This window comes from Bifidobacterium scaligerum (genome assembly GCF_002802865.1).
Taxonomy (GTDB): domain Bacteria; phylum Actinomycetota; class Actinomycetes; order Actinomycetales; family Bifidobacteriaceae; genus Bifidobacterium; species Bifidobacterium scaligerum.
The window spans coordinates 146,150-160,954 of record NZ_PGLQ01000004.1; the positions used below are offsets into that span (position 1 = coordinate 146,150).

11 protein-coding genes and 1 tRNA gene are annotated in these 14,805 nt (G+C 56.7%); 5 read left to right on the forward strand and 7 right to left on the reverse strand.

Annotated elements, in window-relative coordinates; translation table 11 throughout:
• Positions 1-68: 68 nt before the first annotated feature.
• The 6 genes from CUU80_RS07655 to CUU80_RS07680 all read right to left on the reverse strand — a co-directional run bounded on the left by CUU80_RS07655 (position 69) and on the right by CUU80_RS07680 (position 7,075).
• On the reverse strand, positions 69-2,144 hold the full coding sequence (locus CUU80_RS07655) for an LTA synthase family protein (RefSeq protein ID WP_100496718.1): 2,076 nt from the start codon (positions 2,142-2,144) through the stop codon (positions 69-71).
• Between the two features lie 273 nt (positions 2,145-2,417).
• Positions 2,418-3,311, reverse strand: coding sequence for a metal ABC transporter solute-binding protein, Zn/Mn family (locus tag CUU80_RS07660; RefSeq protein ID WP_100496719.1), 894 nt, complete (start codon positions 3,309-3,311; stop codon positions 2,418-2,420).
• Between the two features lie 191 nt (positions 3,312-3,502).
• Positions 3,503-3,895, reverse strand: a complete 393-nt coding sequence (locus CUU80_RS07665) for a Fur family transcriptional regulator (protein ID WP_100496720.1) — start codon at positions 3,893-3,895, stop codon at positions 3,503-3,505.
• Positions 3,896-3,901: 6 nt separating this feature from the next.
• Positions 3,902-5,140 carry a 5-(carboxyamino)imidazole ribonucleotide synthase gene (gene purK, locus CUU80_RS07670; protein ID WP_243388694.1) on the reverse strand — a complete coding sequence of 413 codons (1,239 nt, stop codon included), beginning with the start codon at positions 5,138-5,140 and terminating at the stop codon, positions 3,902-3,904.
• A complete protein-coding gene (gene purE, locus CUU80_RS07675) occupies positions 5,124-5,624 on the reverse strand; it encodes a 5-(carboxyamino)imidazole ribonucleotide mutase (RefSeq protein WP_165775887.1) in 501 nt (166 codons plus the stop codon). Before purE ends, purK begins: the two co-directional genes overlap by 17 nt.
• Before the next feature lie 458 nt (positions 5,625-6,082).
• Positions 6,083-7,075: a zinc-binding dehydrogenase gene (locus CUU80_RS07680; protein ID WP_100496722.1), complete on the reverse strand. Its 993-nt coding sequence runs from the start codon at positions 7,073-7,075 to the stop codon at positions 6,083-6,085.
• Positions 7,076-7,491: 416 nt separating this feature from the next.
• On the opposite strand from CUU80_RS07680, the gene CUU80_RS07685 reads away from it, so the two are divergent.
• Positions 7,492-9,555, forward strand: coding sequence for a 1-deoxy-D-xylulose-5-phosphate synthase (locus CUU80_RS07685; protein WP_100496723.1), 2,064 nt, complete (start codon positions 7,492-7,494; stop codon positions 9,553-9,555).
• A 200-nt stretch (positions 9,556-9,755) separates the two neighbouring features.
• Here CUU80_RS07685 and CUU80_RS07690 read toward each other — a convergent pair.
• Positions 9,756-9,829 (reverse strand) — tRNA-Arg (locus CUU80_RS07690).
• Between the two features lie 171 nt (positions 9,830-10,000).
• Between CUU80_RS07690 and CUU80_RS07695 the strand changes: the two genes are divergently transcribed.
• Genes CUU80_RS07695 through CUU80_RS07710 form a run of 4 tightly spaced genes read left to right on the forward strand, consistent with a single transcriptional unit; the run spans position 10,001 to position 14,798 of the window.
• On the forward strand, positions 10,001-10,795 hold the full coding sequence (locus CUU80_RS07695; protein WP_100496724.1) for an ABC transporter ATP-binding protein: 795 nt from the start codon (positions 10,001-10,003) through the stop codon (positions 10,793-10,795).
• On the forward strand, positions 10,792-11,925 hold the full coding sequence (locus tag CUU80_RS07700) for a COG1361 S-layer family protein (protein ID WP_100496725.1): 1,134 nt from the start codon (positions 10,792-10,794) through the stop codon (positions 11,923-11,925). The genes CUU80_RS07695 and CUU80_RS07700 overlap by 4 nt, the downstream gene beginning before the upstream one ends.
• A gap of 14 nt (positions 11,926-11,939) precedes the next feature.
• On the forward strand, positions 11,940-13,439 hold the full coding sequence (locus tag CUU80_RS07705) for an ABC transporter permease (protein ID WP_100496726.1): 1,500 nt from the start codon (positions 11,940-11,942) through the stop codon (positions 13,437-13,439).
• A gap of 54 nt (positions 13,440-13,493) precedes the next feature.
• Positions 13,494-14,798 carry an ATP-binding protein gene (locus CUU80_RS07710; RefSeq protein ID WP_243388695.1) on the forward strand — a complete coding sequence of 435 codons (1,305 nt, stop codon included), beginning with the start codon at positions 13,494-13,496 and terminating at the stop codon, positions 14,796-14,798.
• Positions 14,799-14,805: the final 7 nt, after the last annotated feature.

The window sequence follows — 14,805 nt, forward strand, 5'->3', positions numbered from 1 at the left end:
CGGCCGCTCCCCTCACCTACGGACAGTCCACCGGACTGTCCGCTTCACGGCTCGGCAGGTTGTTTGCTTTACGGCAGTGTCATGAAATCGGTGGTTTTGAGGTAGTTTTTGCCGGTGGTGATGTCGTATTGAATGAGCTTGTAGTCGGCCAGCAGCTGCTTGGTCTCCTCATCGAAGTCGGTCTCGCTCATCGGATTGCCCTCGGCATCCAGATAGATGGACTGTCCTTCGGGGATACGGTCCCAACCTTGGATCTTGTTGACCACCGGTGGTTCCATCGCGGAAATTTTCGTATGCATCTCGGTCAGGAAGGCCAAATATGGCGAAACCTTGGCATTCATATGTTCGGCGGCTTGCGCCACAAAGAAATTCGGCGAGGAATAGTCGGCATTCTCGATTGAAGTGCCCTGAGACTTGGAGGCTTTGTTCGACCAGATGAAGTAGTCGGTCAGGTGCAGGGCCAACGAGTTGTTCTCATCCTGGCTGGCCGAAGAGTAGATGCCCGGCAGATGATCGCCGTAGAATACTACCGTAACCGGCTTATCCAGCTGATCAAGTTCATCAAGGAATTCCTGCGTGGCCTGATCGGTGAGTTCCACACCCTTCTGATAGGTCTCGATCGACTCCTTCTCATCCTCCTCCAGCGGAGTGCCGGTGGTGGATTGAGCAGTGTAATCGTTATGTTCATACCATTCGTGGTACGGCATGTGATTCTGCATCGTTATGATCTGAATGAACTTGCTGGCAGAACCGTCCTTGATGCCTTCAAGCGCGGAATCATAGGTGGACTTATCGGAGACGTAAGGCGACTCGTCGATCTTATCCTGATACTTGATTATATCGGGGCCGGTGAGCGTATAGAAATGCGAGAAGCCGAACTTCTTATAGTTCGTGGCACGTGAGTACATACTGGACTCGTACGGATGATAGCCCAATGAGTTGGCTGGCGCACCCCATAGCTGGTTCACGGTGGGGGTCCAATGTTCGGACGGCACGAGCTGCTGATATGGACTGGTCAATGAAGAGTCGAAATTGGCCATTGACAAACCGGTCAACCCCATATATTCGAGGTTGGCGGTGCCACCGCCGTATCCGGAAGAAAGCATAAGACCGGAGGTGGTGCTCTCCTTGATCTTGCGGATATTGGGCATCGAATCCTTGTTGACCTTGAGTCCGGGGACGCGGGAAGGATCGGAGAACGACTCCGACAACACGTACACCACGGTCGAGTCATTGAGATCGTTGGCTCTGGTGGCGTTAATCTTTTCAGCCGCCTTCTTATAGCGCGCAGCCACCTCTTTCATAGTTTCTTCGGAATAATCCGCCGGCTTGTCCATGACTTTCGGATTGAGCTGACGCGTGAACGACACGAGAGGGCCATTACGCTGGGCATCGTACACCGAATCCCACACGGAAGGCTTGTCTCCCATGACGGAGGAGAGCTTGTTGGCCCATGAATCGGTGACGCCTACCTGTAAGCAGTACAACGAGAAGCCGAGTACCGGCAGCAATATCAGAATCAGTCGCGTGGATATGTTCAATCCGACGTTCGCCGTACGAATCATACGGCCTTTACGTCCATCAAAATAACGCAATACCAGCACCAACGCCAGAACAACAGCAAATGCACCTAGCGCAACAAGAATGGCCACATGGGCACCAGCGGGAATGAAGGTGAGCATATTGCCAGTATTCGAGCCGAGGAATCCGAGATCCGCAGGCAGAATGGCCTCGTAACGAATTTCTATCTTGAAGTGTTCGATAGTGGCCACGAAAATTCCGGCACCCATGATGATCGCACTGGCAGTCCAGAACCGGTTGCACAGCATCAATACCGCCAGATACAGCAATCCGATCAACAGGACGTTAAGCAAGATCACACAATTGCCGTTAGTCCATAGTTTGGTGATGAAGTCGAAACCGGTACCTCCCGGATTAGAGAGCTGCACACGATCGGCACTGGCGGAAACACCTACCTCCAGCGTAAGCACGGTGATGATGTCGAATACGACAAACAGCACGCCATATAGCCAGCCCGGGAAAGGCTTATGCGGGTGCTTCGGAGTGACCTCATCCGCTTCGGCACGGTTTATCCAGAGCCGCCAATGGGACTTCGATGTGGTTTTGCTGATATTTTCGCTCATTCGCCTACAGTCTCTACCATGTGTAATTGTTCATTCCCATGGCATATTGTTGCCATGCAACCTTGGAAAATCCATATTCCCAAGATAGTCCTTACCGTTTCCTAACGTTTGCCCACTATTCACCCTAACGCAAAGGGTGCCTCGGATCACCCCGAAGCACCCTGAAATGTCCCTAATAGCGTGCCATTCTTTCACAACGATCGGCGCTAACCGGACAATAGTCTGCCAGCAGGCCCTTCCTACACGCCAATCGACCGGCGATCGATCAGCGACCTACTTGGCGGCAGCGGCGAAACCATCCACCAGCGCGCCCATCCAATCAAGCAGATTGCTGTACTCGGATGGCATCTGTTCGGTCAAATCCACAATCGGCACACCGGCATCCTTGGCGGCGCTGGTGATCTGATCGGTCGCGGCACTGGCCTCCTGGGAGTTGAAAATCAACATTGTGATACCGTCCTGCTTCAGCTCATCCTGGAAATCCTTGATATCGGACGGCGTAGGTTCACTTTCATTGGCCACGGCCTGAGCGTACCCCTGCGGAGTGGAGTCGTCCATGGTGAGATCGTCGGCCAAATACCAAGCCACGGACTCGGTAGCGGCGTACTTCAGGCCTTTCACCGTACCGGCGACTTCCTGAATCTTCGCCTCCAGCTGATCCTCCTTGCTGTGCCACGCCTTGTTAAGTTCGGCGTATTCGTCACTGTGATCCGGATCGGCTTTCTGATAGGCGGCGGTAATTGCATCCGCAGCGGCGACACGGACCTTGGAGGAGAACCAGACATGCGGATTGGACCCGTCCTCAATGCCGGCCGATTCGGCGGCGTTCACCAGATTCGCATTAGTCGATTGCGCGGCCTTGACCGCCCACGAATCGTAATCGGCACCGTTCACGATGGAGACCTTAGCCGACGTGAATTTCGCGATGTCTCGACTGGTCGGCTCATAATCATGCGCCTCCACATTCGTTTTGCTCATGATATTGGTGACGGCAACATACTCGCCACCGAGATCCTGCGCCACAGACCCCCATTGATTAATCGACGCCACGACTTCGAGCTTGCCGTCATTGGCACCGTTACTTGCACCGTTCGAACCACAGCCAGCCAGACCGGCCACCAATACCGCGGATGCCATGATCGCTGTGATTTTCTTCCATGCAGTCATACCGTTGTTCCTCTTCTACCTCACGATTGATTCGGTTGACGCATTGCAGTGTAACACATATTGAGAACCATTTTCATTTTCATATCGTCGGCGTGTCACCCACCACTCACACAACGCAAAAAGCCGGGCTCCGCATCAAACGGAGCCCGGCTTTCATCAGTGCCAACTCATAGCGTCAGTCTCGGTCGTCCTCAGTGTTGACGACAGTCAGGGCACAGGCCGAAAACCTCCAGCGTATGTGATTCCACGGTAAAACCGTGACCCTCGGCCACCTTTCGCAACCATGCTTCGCTGGGCGGATCGATTTCCACAGTTTTGCCGCACTTCTTGCACACCAGATGATGATGGTGCCCGTCGTCGCCGCACAGACGGAACAATTGCTGACCATCGAGACGAATCGTATCGGCCGCTCCGGCATCGGACAGCGCATTAAGCTGCCGATACACCGTAGCCAGACCGATTTTCAACCCCTCATCCTCCAACCGACGATGCAGATCCTGCGCGGAGATAAACTCCTCGCAACCGGCGAGCGCCGCACGGATGGCGTCTTTCTGTTTGGTCTGACGTTCTATATGTTCAGCCAAAACGGGTCACGCCTCCTGGCCAGCCAGGCCTTCACCGGTTGCGGAAGTCGTGGGTTCAACGAACGGGCGTGCATACGGCTTCAAATCATCCCAGCAGCCGGTCGCTTCCAGCTCGGCCACGGTACGTGCGGTGTCGTCCGTAAGCACGGTGATATGCCCCATCTTGCGATCATGCCGCACTTGGGCCTTGCCGTAGTCATGCACATTCCATTCGGGATGATCGGCAATCAGCGCACGAGTGGGAGCCACATGCTGTCCGAGCACATTGACCATCACGGCGGGGCTGAGCAGTCGCGGTTGGATCAGCGGCCAGCCGGCTATACCACGAATATGCGCATCGAACTGATCGATCGAGCAGGCTTCGATGGTGTAATGACCGGAATTGTGCGGACGAGGCGCGAGCTCATTGACGATGACACGGCCATCCTTCGTAACGAACAGCTCGATGGCGAGCGTGCCAGCCAGCTCAAAGCCCTTAGCCAGCGCCAACGCCATCTCATGCGCGGTTCGAGCGACGTCATCGCTGACTTCGGCCGGGGCGATGGTCATATGCAGAATGTTGTTGCGGTGATCGTTGCGCACAATCGGGAAGGTCACATAGTCCTTGCCGTTGCCGGAGACCAGAATGGAGGCTTCGAACGCGAAATCCACAAATCCTTCGAGGATCGAGGGAGGGAAACCGCCGCCGCGGTCGGAGCGGGCGCGAATCTTCTCCAGATCGGCATCGTTCTTCAGTACACGCTGACCGTGGCCATCGTAACCGCCCGAACGCGTCTTGAGCACGCACGGGTAATGGATTTCATCGATGGCCGATTCCAGCTGATCAAAGTCATTGACTTCACGCCAGGGCGCGGTTTCGATGCCGTGCTGGTTGATGAAGGTCTTCTCGTTGATGCGATCCTGCGTCACGCGCAGCAAGTCAGTGCCCTGCGGCGCAGCGACCAGATGACGCACCTCATCGATGGACTCGGCATCCACATTCTCGAACTCGTAGGTGAGCACATCGGATTTCTCCGCCAGATCATGAATGGCGGTTTTGTCGTCATACTCGCCAACAATCTGGAAATCCGCCACCTGAGCAGTCGGACAGTCCGGCGTCGGGTCAAGAACCCCGATGCGGAACCCCATGTATCGGGCGGACAGGGCCATCATACGGCCAAGCTGGCCGCCACCGATGATGCCGATCGTAGAGCCCGGCTGCAGCATCTGCACCGCGCCATGAGTTTCCTCAAACAAGCTGGGCATTAGACTCGGCCACCTTTTCCTTCAGTTCGTTGCGGTAATCCTCCAACTTGGAGGCCAGATCCTCATCGAATGCGGACAGCATCTGCACCGCCAGCAGACCGGCGTTCGTAGCTCCAGAGTTACCCACGGCAGTGGTGGCCACGGGGATACCGCCGGGCATCTGCACGATGGACAGCAGGGAATCCCAGCCGGAGAGGGCGTGGGAGCGCACCGGCACACCGATCACCGGCAGCGTGGTCTGAGCGGCAATCATGCCCGGCAGATGAGCAGCACCACCTGCACCGGCGATGATGACCTTGAGGCCGTTCTTGCGGGCGTTGTGTGCGAAGTCCGCCATAAGTTCCGGAGTGCGGTGGGCAGAGATGACCTGCTTATGGTAGGCCACGCCGAACTGGTCGAGGATATCGCAGGCGCGCTTCATGGTCTCCCAGTCGCTGGAGGATCCCATCACGACGGCGACTTCAGGCTTGGATTCGTTTGCCATTATCATTTACTCCCTAGTTATTGAGAATGATGGTTTCACTGTACTCCTTCGTTACGAACTTGCACGAGCACGGTTCGTTCCAGCCCCGGAGAGTATGGCGAGTATATGAGGGTGCACACAGCACCGCACGCAGCATCTCCTACAAAGTGTCGCGCTGGACCTCTCTTTACGGGGGGGCGTCACATGGGGTAGCTCTTACGGAGCATCACGCGAGTTACCATGCACGGCATCGCCAGCCCCAGCCCAAAGTCAGAAAAGTTAGATCCGAACCGACATGTTCCAGCGCAACAAATTCTCGGGTTATTCCTTAATCTCGCGAAAAAGTCACACTGCCTTCCTGTCAGCGAGACAAATTCTCGACGATGTCCCTCTTGGCGAGAATATGCCGCACTTAGCGATGGGAGTAGGTGCGGCGAAATCACGAAAAGGCCTCTGTCGCGACTCAATCGCAACCGCAATCACAGCTCAATTGCCACCTTGCCGAATACATCGCCACTGTTCAGCTTAGCGAACGCCGCGGGTGCTGCGTCAAGCCCAGTAAAAACGCTGTCAATAGCCGGATGAATATCGGCATGTTCCACGAATCGCAGCAAACGGGCAAAATCTTCGCGCGAGCCCATCGTATTGCCCTGTACACGGATATCTTGGAAGAAGATGCGCGTCAGTTCGGCACCGGGCTGGTCTCCCGTAGTGGCACCACAGATTGCAATCGTGCCGCCAGGGCGCACGGATTTGACCGAATGACTCCATGTCGCCGCCCCGACGGACTCAATGACCGCGTCCACCTTGCGAGGCAACCGCGCTCCAGCTTCGAATGCGGCATCAGCTCCCAACTCCATCGCCTTGGCACGCTTCTCCTCCGAGCGCGAAGTAACGAACACCTCAAGTCCCGACGCGTGGGCAAGCTGAATGGCTGCAGTGGAAACACCACCGCCAGCCCCCTGGACTAACACGGTGTCGCCAGGCTTGACTCCGGCCGCGTTGAATAGCAGCGAATAGGCGGTCAGCCAGCTAGTTCCAAGCGCAGCCGCCTCAACAACACTGAGATTCGAAGGCTTGGCAAACACGTTGGCAGAAGGCACCGATGTCTTACTCGCCATGGTGCCCGGATATTTTTCGGAAAGAATCGACCGCCGCTCCCCCGGTGCCACGCCGTTGCCGTCTGTTCCGATAAACGTATACAGCACCACTTCGCTTCCCGCTTTGAGCCCGTGCCTGCCGGGAATGTCTTCATCAAGAATGCCAACAGCATCAGTGCCGAGAATCATTGGCGTTTGTTCGGCAGCGAGTCCCACACCTCGCAAAGACCACAAATCATGATGATTCACGCTCACGGCGCGCACCGAAATCGTGGACCAATAGGGTCGAGACACCGGTTCGGGCTGGTCTCCGACCGCGAGCGCAGCCAGTGGATCGTCATTATTGATAGTGGATGCGTATACGGCCTTCATTGGCTTCGCTCCTTTATATATGCGTGATATGGCAACAGCTAGCTCTCATTCTTCCATACCGCAACGGTTTGTGTGGAAGCACTCGCGCGATATCTGCGTTGCAAGGGGTAGATTGGCGGAGTTCGGAACATCTATCTGCTTTACAAGGGGTACCTCACCCGTCTATGCGCATCTATAAACGGCATCAGATCTACGCCATTCCGCCATTTTGGAACACGGTCTACTCAGCAAGCAACCCCTTGTAAAGCAGATAGACCTTTCCCGACCATGAAATCAACCCCTTGTAACGCAGATAGCCGCTCATTTGATGAATATACGGAGATGTTGGGGGTATTGCCGCGTCGCTGAATCGTTCGACTGCACATGGCACTAGCATGTCGAATTCGGAAGTTTTATGAGAGGGGAGCCACACAAGTATGAGCGATGTGCTGGGTAAAGAGCTTGATGCAGCCGATTTCGATGACGTGAACGGCACGCCCGCCCCCGCAACCGACGCTCCGCTTTTGCACAACATCAGCTCCCCTGCCGACGTCAAGGCATTACCCGCCGATCAGCTCACAGAGCTATGTCGCGAAATCCGCACCACGTTGCTCAAATACGGCCATGAACACGGCGGACATATCGGGTCCAATCTTGGCATGGTGGAAGCCACGGTTGCCTTGCACCGCGTGTTTGACTCCCCTCGCGACCGTATCGTTTTCGATGTTTCCCACCAAAGCTACGTGCATAAGATGCTCACCGGCCGCGCTCTCGCCTATCTCGATCCATGCCATTTTCAAGATGTGACCGGTTTTACCAATCCCGATGAAAGCGAACACGATCAGTTCGTACTCGGTCACACCGGCACGTCGATTTCCTTGGCTTGCGGCATCGCCAAAACCCGTGATGCAGAACTCGCCGGCAACGGCACCAGTGACATCGGCAATGTCGTAGCCGTGATCGGCGACGGTTCTTTGAGCTCCGGCGTGGCATTCGAAGGCCTCAATAATGCTGCCGAGCAAGGCGGCAACCTCATCATCATCTTTAACGACAACGAGATGTCCATCGCCGGCGATTTTGGCGGCATGTATGGTCCGCTCGCCCGGCTACGCGCATCCGGCGGCACCGCGCAGCCGAACCTGTTCAACGCGTTCGGCTTGGATTATCGTTACGTCGAAGCCGGCAACGATGTGAACACACTGGTCAGGGCTTTCGCCGAGGTACGTGACATCGATCATCCGGTGGTGGTACATATCCATACGCTGAAGGGTGCAGGCTATGAAGGCTCGACCGGCAATAATCAGCCGCTTCAGCACGCCACTGCGACACAGCAGGCCGAAGGCATCCCCGCCACCAACAATGTGCTGCATGGCGAACCATGGCATTCCGATCACTGCAACCTGTCCGACCATGAACCTCACGAAGGCCAGTGCGAGGCTTCCCATTGGCAGAATCCGGATGCATCGCTCGGCAAGCCCGAAGATCCGCGCAAGTACTACGGCAAAATGGCTATGGCGGCACTTGAGCCGCGCTTCGCAACAGAGCCCGGTTTGGTGGTGATTTCTCCGGCAACCCCTGGCTCCAACGGCATTACGCACGAGTTCCGCGAGCGCGCGAATACGCACTATGTAGACACCGGCATTACCGAATCGCATGCGGTGGCGTTTGCCGCTGGCATCGCACGCGCCGGCGGCACTCCGGTAGTGGCCACTACCGCTTCGTTCTTCCAGCGCGCTTATGATCAGTTCTTCCAAGAGATGAGTCTGAATCGTTCACGTGTAACGGTGCTTGATTTTTTAGGTGGATTGTCCGGCTCCGACAACACCCACTCTGGCGCGTATGACTTGTCGATGTTCTCCAATATTCCTCAGGTGACGATGCTAGTGCCAACTTCCGGCCGCGATTACCTGGATGATCTGGCTTGGGCCACGTTGCCTGCCGATGATGCCGATGCCCCCGATGGCGCCGTGGTGATTCGCGTGCCGGGTGAAGGTATTCTAGCGGCGGAACGCGATCCGAATTTGCTGCCCATTACCGGCGGACATGAGGTTGCGCGATCCGAATTCACGACCGCCGACATGCTGGCATGGCGCGTCAATCAGTTTGGCTCGCAGGTGGCAATCGTGGGCTTGGGCAATACGTATCCATTGGCCGAACGCACTGCGGCAGCTTTGGCCGCAGACCATGGCATTGTTGCCACCGTAGTTGATCCGAGGCAGTGTACGTCACTGGATACTTCAGCGTTGGAATCTCTGCGCAGGGAGCATAGTCTGATTGTCACCCTTGAAGACGGGCAGTTGGAAGGCGGATGGGGTGAGAAGATCACCGCGTATTACGCGAATCACTTCTCGACCGACCATTCCCGCACCCCTCAGGTACTGAACTTCGGAGCATCCAAGGAGTTCACCGACCGAGTCCCATTGGCCGAATTGAATGCACGCTACGGATTGACGGTTGAGCATCTGGTTAACACCATCGCTGATGCCATCGCACGTCGCTGAATATAAAAAAGACCGGGAAACAATACGCGGCGTGAGTCCCAGAGACAATGCTGTGCTGTGGCCGGACAGGCTGGATGAGGTGGCCGAGGCCATGGAGCGGAGAAGGGCCGAGACAGTCCATCAGGGACTATCAGGGACGAAAGCAGTATAGGAGGAATAAGCAAACCCCTTGGAACCTAATGATTCCAAGGGGTTTCTCGTGACCCCGGCCGGGCTCGAACCGGCGACCCTGAGATTAGAAGTCACATGCTCTATCCAGCTGAGCTACGGGGCCAAACCTGCAACATTGTAACCGCTGGGGTGTAAAAACCCGGAACAGGCGAATCTCCGGGAACACCCTTAGGGGGTGCGCATCCTTGGCAACGACTATAGACTGGCTGAAGATGCGCTGCATACCCGGCGCAGCTCATGCCCGCCAATGGCGACGAACAGGGAAGAAGGGGTCGTGTCGCGAGCGATTATCGAAGTGAGAAACCTGCGCAAGGAATACCCCGTGGAGGATGAGACGGTGGTGGCGCTCGACCGTGTCAACCTTGCCATTCCCCAAGGCCAGATCTGCTGCATTTTCGGCGAATCCGGGTCCGGAAAATCAACGTTGCTCAATCAGCTCGCCGGCATGGAGAAGCCCACGCGAGGTGGGGTGCGCATCGGCGGAGTGCCCGTAAGTCACCTGAGCGAGCGTGAATTGGCTGCGTTCCGTCAAAAACATCTGGGATTCGTATTCCAGTCCTACAATCTGCTGCCGAATCTCACCGCAGTGGAGAACGTGGCGATGCCGCTGATGTTCCGAGGCGTTCCCAAACAACAGCGGGAACGCGCGGCTCGCGGCGTGTTGAAGCGCGTCGGGCTCGGACACCGGCTCAACCACTATCCGCGGCAGATGTCCGGCGGACAGCAGCAGCGCGTCGGCATAGCCCGCGCATTCGTCACCCGTCCTGAAGTGGTGTTCGCCGACGAGCCGACCGGCAACCTTGATTCAAAAACCAAAACCGAAGTCATGGATATGATCTGCGCGTTCGCCCGGGACTTCCACCAGACGATCGTACTGGTCACGCATGATCCGCAGATGGCCTCCTACGCGGATCGCATCGTCACGCTGCTTGACGGACGGATTGTGGACGACCGGCTGAACATGTCGCATCAACAGTCAATCACAAATGCTTCCGACAGCTCAGCGCCGCCAATCAAATCGACAACATCGACCGAACCAACCGCAAACCAGAGGAGCTCACAACGATGAAACACCTGACCAACCGCACCCTAGCTGTCATCGTCGCGCTGCTCGCAACCATCGCGTTGGCGCTGACCGTCATTTCTTTGCCGACCCCACAGGCATATGCCGTGGATGGTAGCGACGGCACGGCACAGACCGACGGCGCGGACGCCACGCCGACGGCCGGCCCCGTACCCAACATCATCATCTCCAATTTCACCTATGGCGGCGATTCGGTGGCGGCCGGCGCCAACTTCAATCTCGACTTCACTTTCCAGAACATGGGTCAGGTTGCCGTCACGAACATGGTCATCACTGTCGATGGCGGCGAAAGCTTCGCCATCGCAGGCGGCACGAACACGTTCTACGTGGACGCACTGTGGGCCGGGTATGCGATGACCCAGACTGTGCCGATGCAGGCGCTATCCTCCGCCAAGTCCGGTGCACAGCCGGTAACCGTAAGCTTCAAATATGAGTATGTGGATGCGAACGTCCGCTCCTCAAGTCAATCCGATATCAAGATTTCCGTACCGATCAGCCAACCGGATCGTTTCGAGGTCAACGATCCGGTGATGCCCGAACAGTCGTTCGCCGGCGAGGAAACCACCATCACGTTGGATTACGTGAACAAAGGCAAGGGCGATATTTCGAACGTCGAAGCCACGATGGAGGGCGAAGGCTTCGACGCCACTATGAAAACCCAGTATGTCGGCAATGTGGCTTCCGGTACGACCGGTTCCATCGGCTACGCGTTCACGCCTCAGGCTGCCGGCGAGCTCGACGCCAAACTCAAAGTCACGTACGAGGATTCCGACGGCCAGTCCAAAACCAAGGAGTTCCCGGTCAAACTCACCGTATCCGATCCGATGCCTGTCGATGATGGCACCGCCGTTGATCCGAATATGGAGGTGGACGCCAATCAGGGTCTGCCATGGTGGGTATGGGCTGTAGTCGTTGTACTCGCAATCACGGTGATCGTGGTGTTGGTGGTACTGGTGCGCCGCAAGCGCAAGAAGAAGGCTCAAAGCGACATCGACGAGGAATGGGACGACTGGTCGGCCGCCAACAGCTCCAGCGACGCTGGCAAAGACGACGGTTCTACGGCTTCCGGTTCGGCGAACACCGAAGTGATCGAACCTGCCGCCCACAAGTCCTGACGAAGGGCCCTGCCATGCGATTCGGCGATATTCTGCGACTTTGCCGCCAGAACCTCTGGCGGCGCAAATCCCGTACCATACTGACCGTGCTCGGCGTCATCGTGGGCTGCAGCTCCATCGTGCTGATGATCTCCCTCGGTCAAGGCATCAATGAACAGAACGAAAAAATGATTCAGTCCATGGGCGACCTGTCCATCGTGACCGTCTACACCGCCGGCAGCGGCATGGTGAACACCGGTTCCGGTACGGAGAGCGTCAAACTCGACGACAAGGCCGTGGAATCCTTCCGCACGCTCAGCAACGTCTCTGGTGTGACCCCGATGATGAACTTCCCATACAATGTGACGCTCAAGGCCGGTCCGGGCGGGCGCTACATCGCCGATTACGTGCAGGTCATGGGCATCGACATGGCTCAGTTCGATCAGATGGGCTACAAGACCATCGAGGGTACGCAGCCGACCAAAACCGGACAGGCCATGGCCGGCGAGTGGCTCGCCTACGACTTCATGGATACGTTGCACGGCGGCGACATGCGCTACGCCAACCGTGGTGACGGCGGTTACTCATGCACGTACAATGCCGCCACCGGGCAGTGCGAGGAGCCCGAAGATCAGGATCCGTTTTTCGACCCGATGAACACCCAGATCACTCTGGTCACCGGCACCGACTATCAGGGTGATTCGTACACAATGCAGATGTATGGCAGTAAAGGAGGAGGCTCAGGCTCCGCCACGCAATCGGAAACCATCGACGAGACCCTGTCCATCTCAGGACTGACCAAAGCCGACCAGAGCAAGGGATACGCCACTTCCAGCGGTCTGGTCATGGATTTGAAGGATCTCAAGGCGCTGATCGCGAAAGCGGATCCCTCCGCCGCCAAGAAAACCACCACATACGATCAGGTGTTCGTCAAAGCATCCGACCTGTCATCGGTACCGGAGGTGGAGTCGCAGCTCAAAGCGATGGGATATGAGACCTCTTCCTATGAGGACATGCGTAAGAGCATGGAGGAACAGTCACGTTCGATTCAGCTTATTCTAGGCGGTATCGGCGCGGTATCGCTGCTGGTGGCCGCCATCGGCATCGCCAACACCATGGTGATGTCCGTAACCGAACGCACACGCGAAATCGGCATCATGAAAGCGCTGGGATGTTATGTACGAGATATTCGCGTGATGTTTTTGGCCGAAGCCGGTGCGATCGGCTTCCTCGGCGGCCTCATCGGCTGCATACTCAGTGGATTGATATCGTTGGGCATCAATCTGGTGGGCATGACATTGTTCGCGTCAATGTACGGGTTCAGTACCCGCGACGCCGACTCATTGTCGTTTGGGCAACGGGTCTGGCAGATGCTGGTCGGAGGCGAGGATGTCACGCGCTTCTCGGTAATTCCTTGGTGGCTATTCCTGTTCGCCATTCTCTTCTCCACGTTGATCGGTCTGCTCTTCGGATTCGGACCGGCCAACAAAGCCGTGAAGATACCGGCGCTGGACGCCATTAAAAACAACGAATAGCGAACAGCAACAAGGCAATCCGCACACCGCCCCTATCGTTGCAAGCAAATCCGCGTGTCTGCTCGCAACGATACCATCGCAATCATGGGGACAAGAACAGATGCAGCGTATCGCACCGTAGACGGACAGGACGGTCATACCTCCTCTCCCCACATCTCGGATAGCTCTGGTGACAGAGCCGCCACCGCTGATCGTCGTACAGTCACCGATAACGCCAATCATGGCACTGATCATGATGCCGAACCCAACGCAACTGTGCTGACGTTCCAATACGCACAGCAGAGTTTCGCCAGCGCCGGCCTGACCTGGACTGCCGATCGACTCAAATCTTCTTTCCCGTCCGCCGCCGGTTCCAGCAACGACTCCGCTCCCCTCGACTTGTTGCTTGCCGATCAATGCCCGTTCATGACAAAGGCCGTGGTGTTCGACGGAGATGACAAAAACATCATTCGCGAACGTCATACGTTCACTGGATCGGTGCTTCGTCAACTCAACGAGGCCAGCGTTCTGTTGGCCAAACTCAACAGTGGCCGGTACCCGGCCACTGCGCTGCGCGAATCGCTGGTCAACGCGCTGGAGCATCGGGATTACACCTATTCCGGTCCGACACTGATCAACATATTTGATTCACGACTGGAAATCGTCTCTCTGGGCAGTCTGGCCGACGGCATGGCCATCAACGATCTGCTCAACGGCGTATGCCAGCCACGCAATCCCCGGTTAGCCGTCACATTTGCCGATCTGAACCTTGCCGAGAATTGCGGCACCGGTATGCAAAGGATCATGGATTCCTACGCAGGCAATGACATCAGTCCACAATTGCGCGTCGGGCCGACTTCCGTGGCTATCGTGCTGCCATCCGTGATTCATGCGGAAACATCAGACGACAACGGCACCAGCCCCTCTGACGCGCCTTCCAAGACACCTGCCAAGCAGACCAGCGAGCAAGGAACACACGCCAAGCTCTATTCGTTCCCAGCCATTCAACGCATGACCGACTACATCCCGGATGCGTTGGCCGGTGCCCGTATCTGCGGCTGTGCCCCGCTGCAGATGGTGACGTTAGGCAGCTACGGATTGGAGCTGCCCACACCAATCGATACCACGTCGGGCGAGGCGTCACAGGAGAACGCCATCGACACCGCGCTGATCAACCATGCCAATGAGACACTGGAACAGATCACATTGAACCTGCTGGCGTCAAGTGGCGTAAGTCTCAGCCGGAAAACCATCGAGCAGCAACTGGGACTCAGCCGCGATCAGGCCGCGCATCTGTTACGACAGTTGGAATTAGACGGCAAAATCGAACGACATGGCCGCTCCCGCGCCACCACATATTCATTGGCCTCACAGGCCTGAGGGCTTT

Excerpts from the sequence above, each read along its gene's own strand:
- CUU80_RS07655 (WP_100496718.1), bottom strand. The coding sequence starts at position 2,144 with ATGAGCGAAAATATCAGCAAAACCACATCGAAGTCCCATTGGCGGCTC.
- CUU80_RS07660 (WP_100496719.1), bottom strand. The coding sequence starts at position 3,311 with ATGACTGCATGGAAGAAAATCACAGCGATCATGGCATCCGCGGTATTG.
- purK (WP_243388694.1), bottom strand. The coding sequence starts at position 5,140 with ATGCCCAGCTTGTTTGAGGAAACTCATGGCGCGGTGCAGATGCTGCAG.
- purE (WP_165775887.1), bottom strand. The coding sequence starts at position 5,624 with ATGGCAAACGAATCCAAGCCTGAAGTCGCCGTCGTGATGGGATCCTCC.
- CUU80_RS07680 (WP_100496722.1), bottom strand. The coding sequence starts at position 7,075 with ATGAAGGCCGTATACGCATCCACTATCAATAATGACGATCCACTGGCT.
- CUU80_RS07685 (WP_100496723.1), top strand. The coding sequence starts at position 7,492 with ATGAGCGATGTGCTGGGTAAAGAGCTTGATGCAGCCGATTTCGATGAC.
- CUU80_RS07700 (WP_100496725.1), top strand. The coding sequence starts at position 10,792 with ATGAAACACCTGACCAACCGCACCCTAGCTGTCATCGTCGCGCTGCTC.
- CUU80_RS07705 (WP_100496726.1), top strand. The coding sequence starts at position 11,940 with ATGCGATTCGGCGATATTCTGCGACTTTGCCGCCAGAACCTCTGGCGG.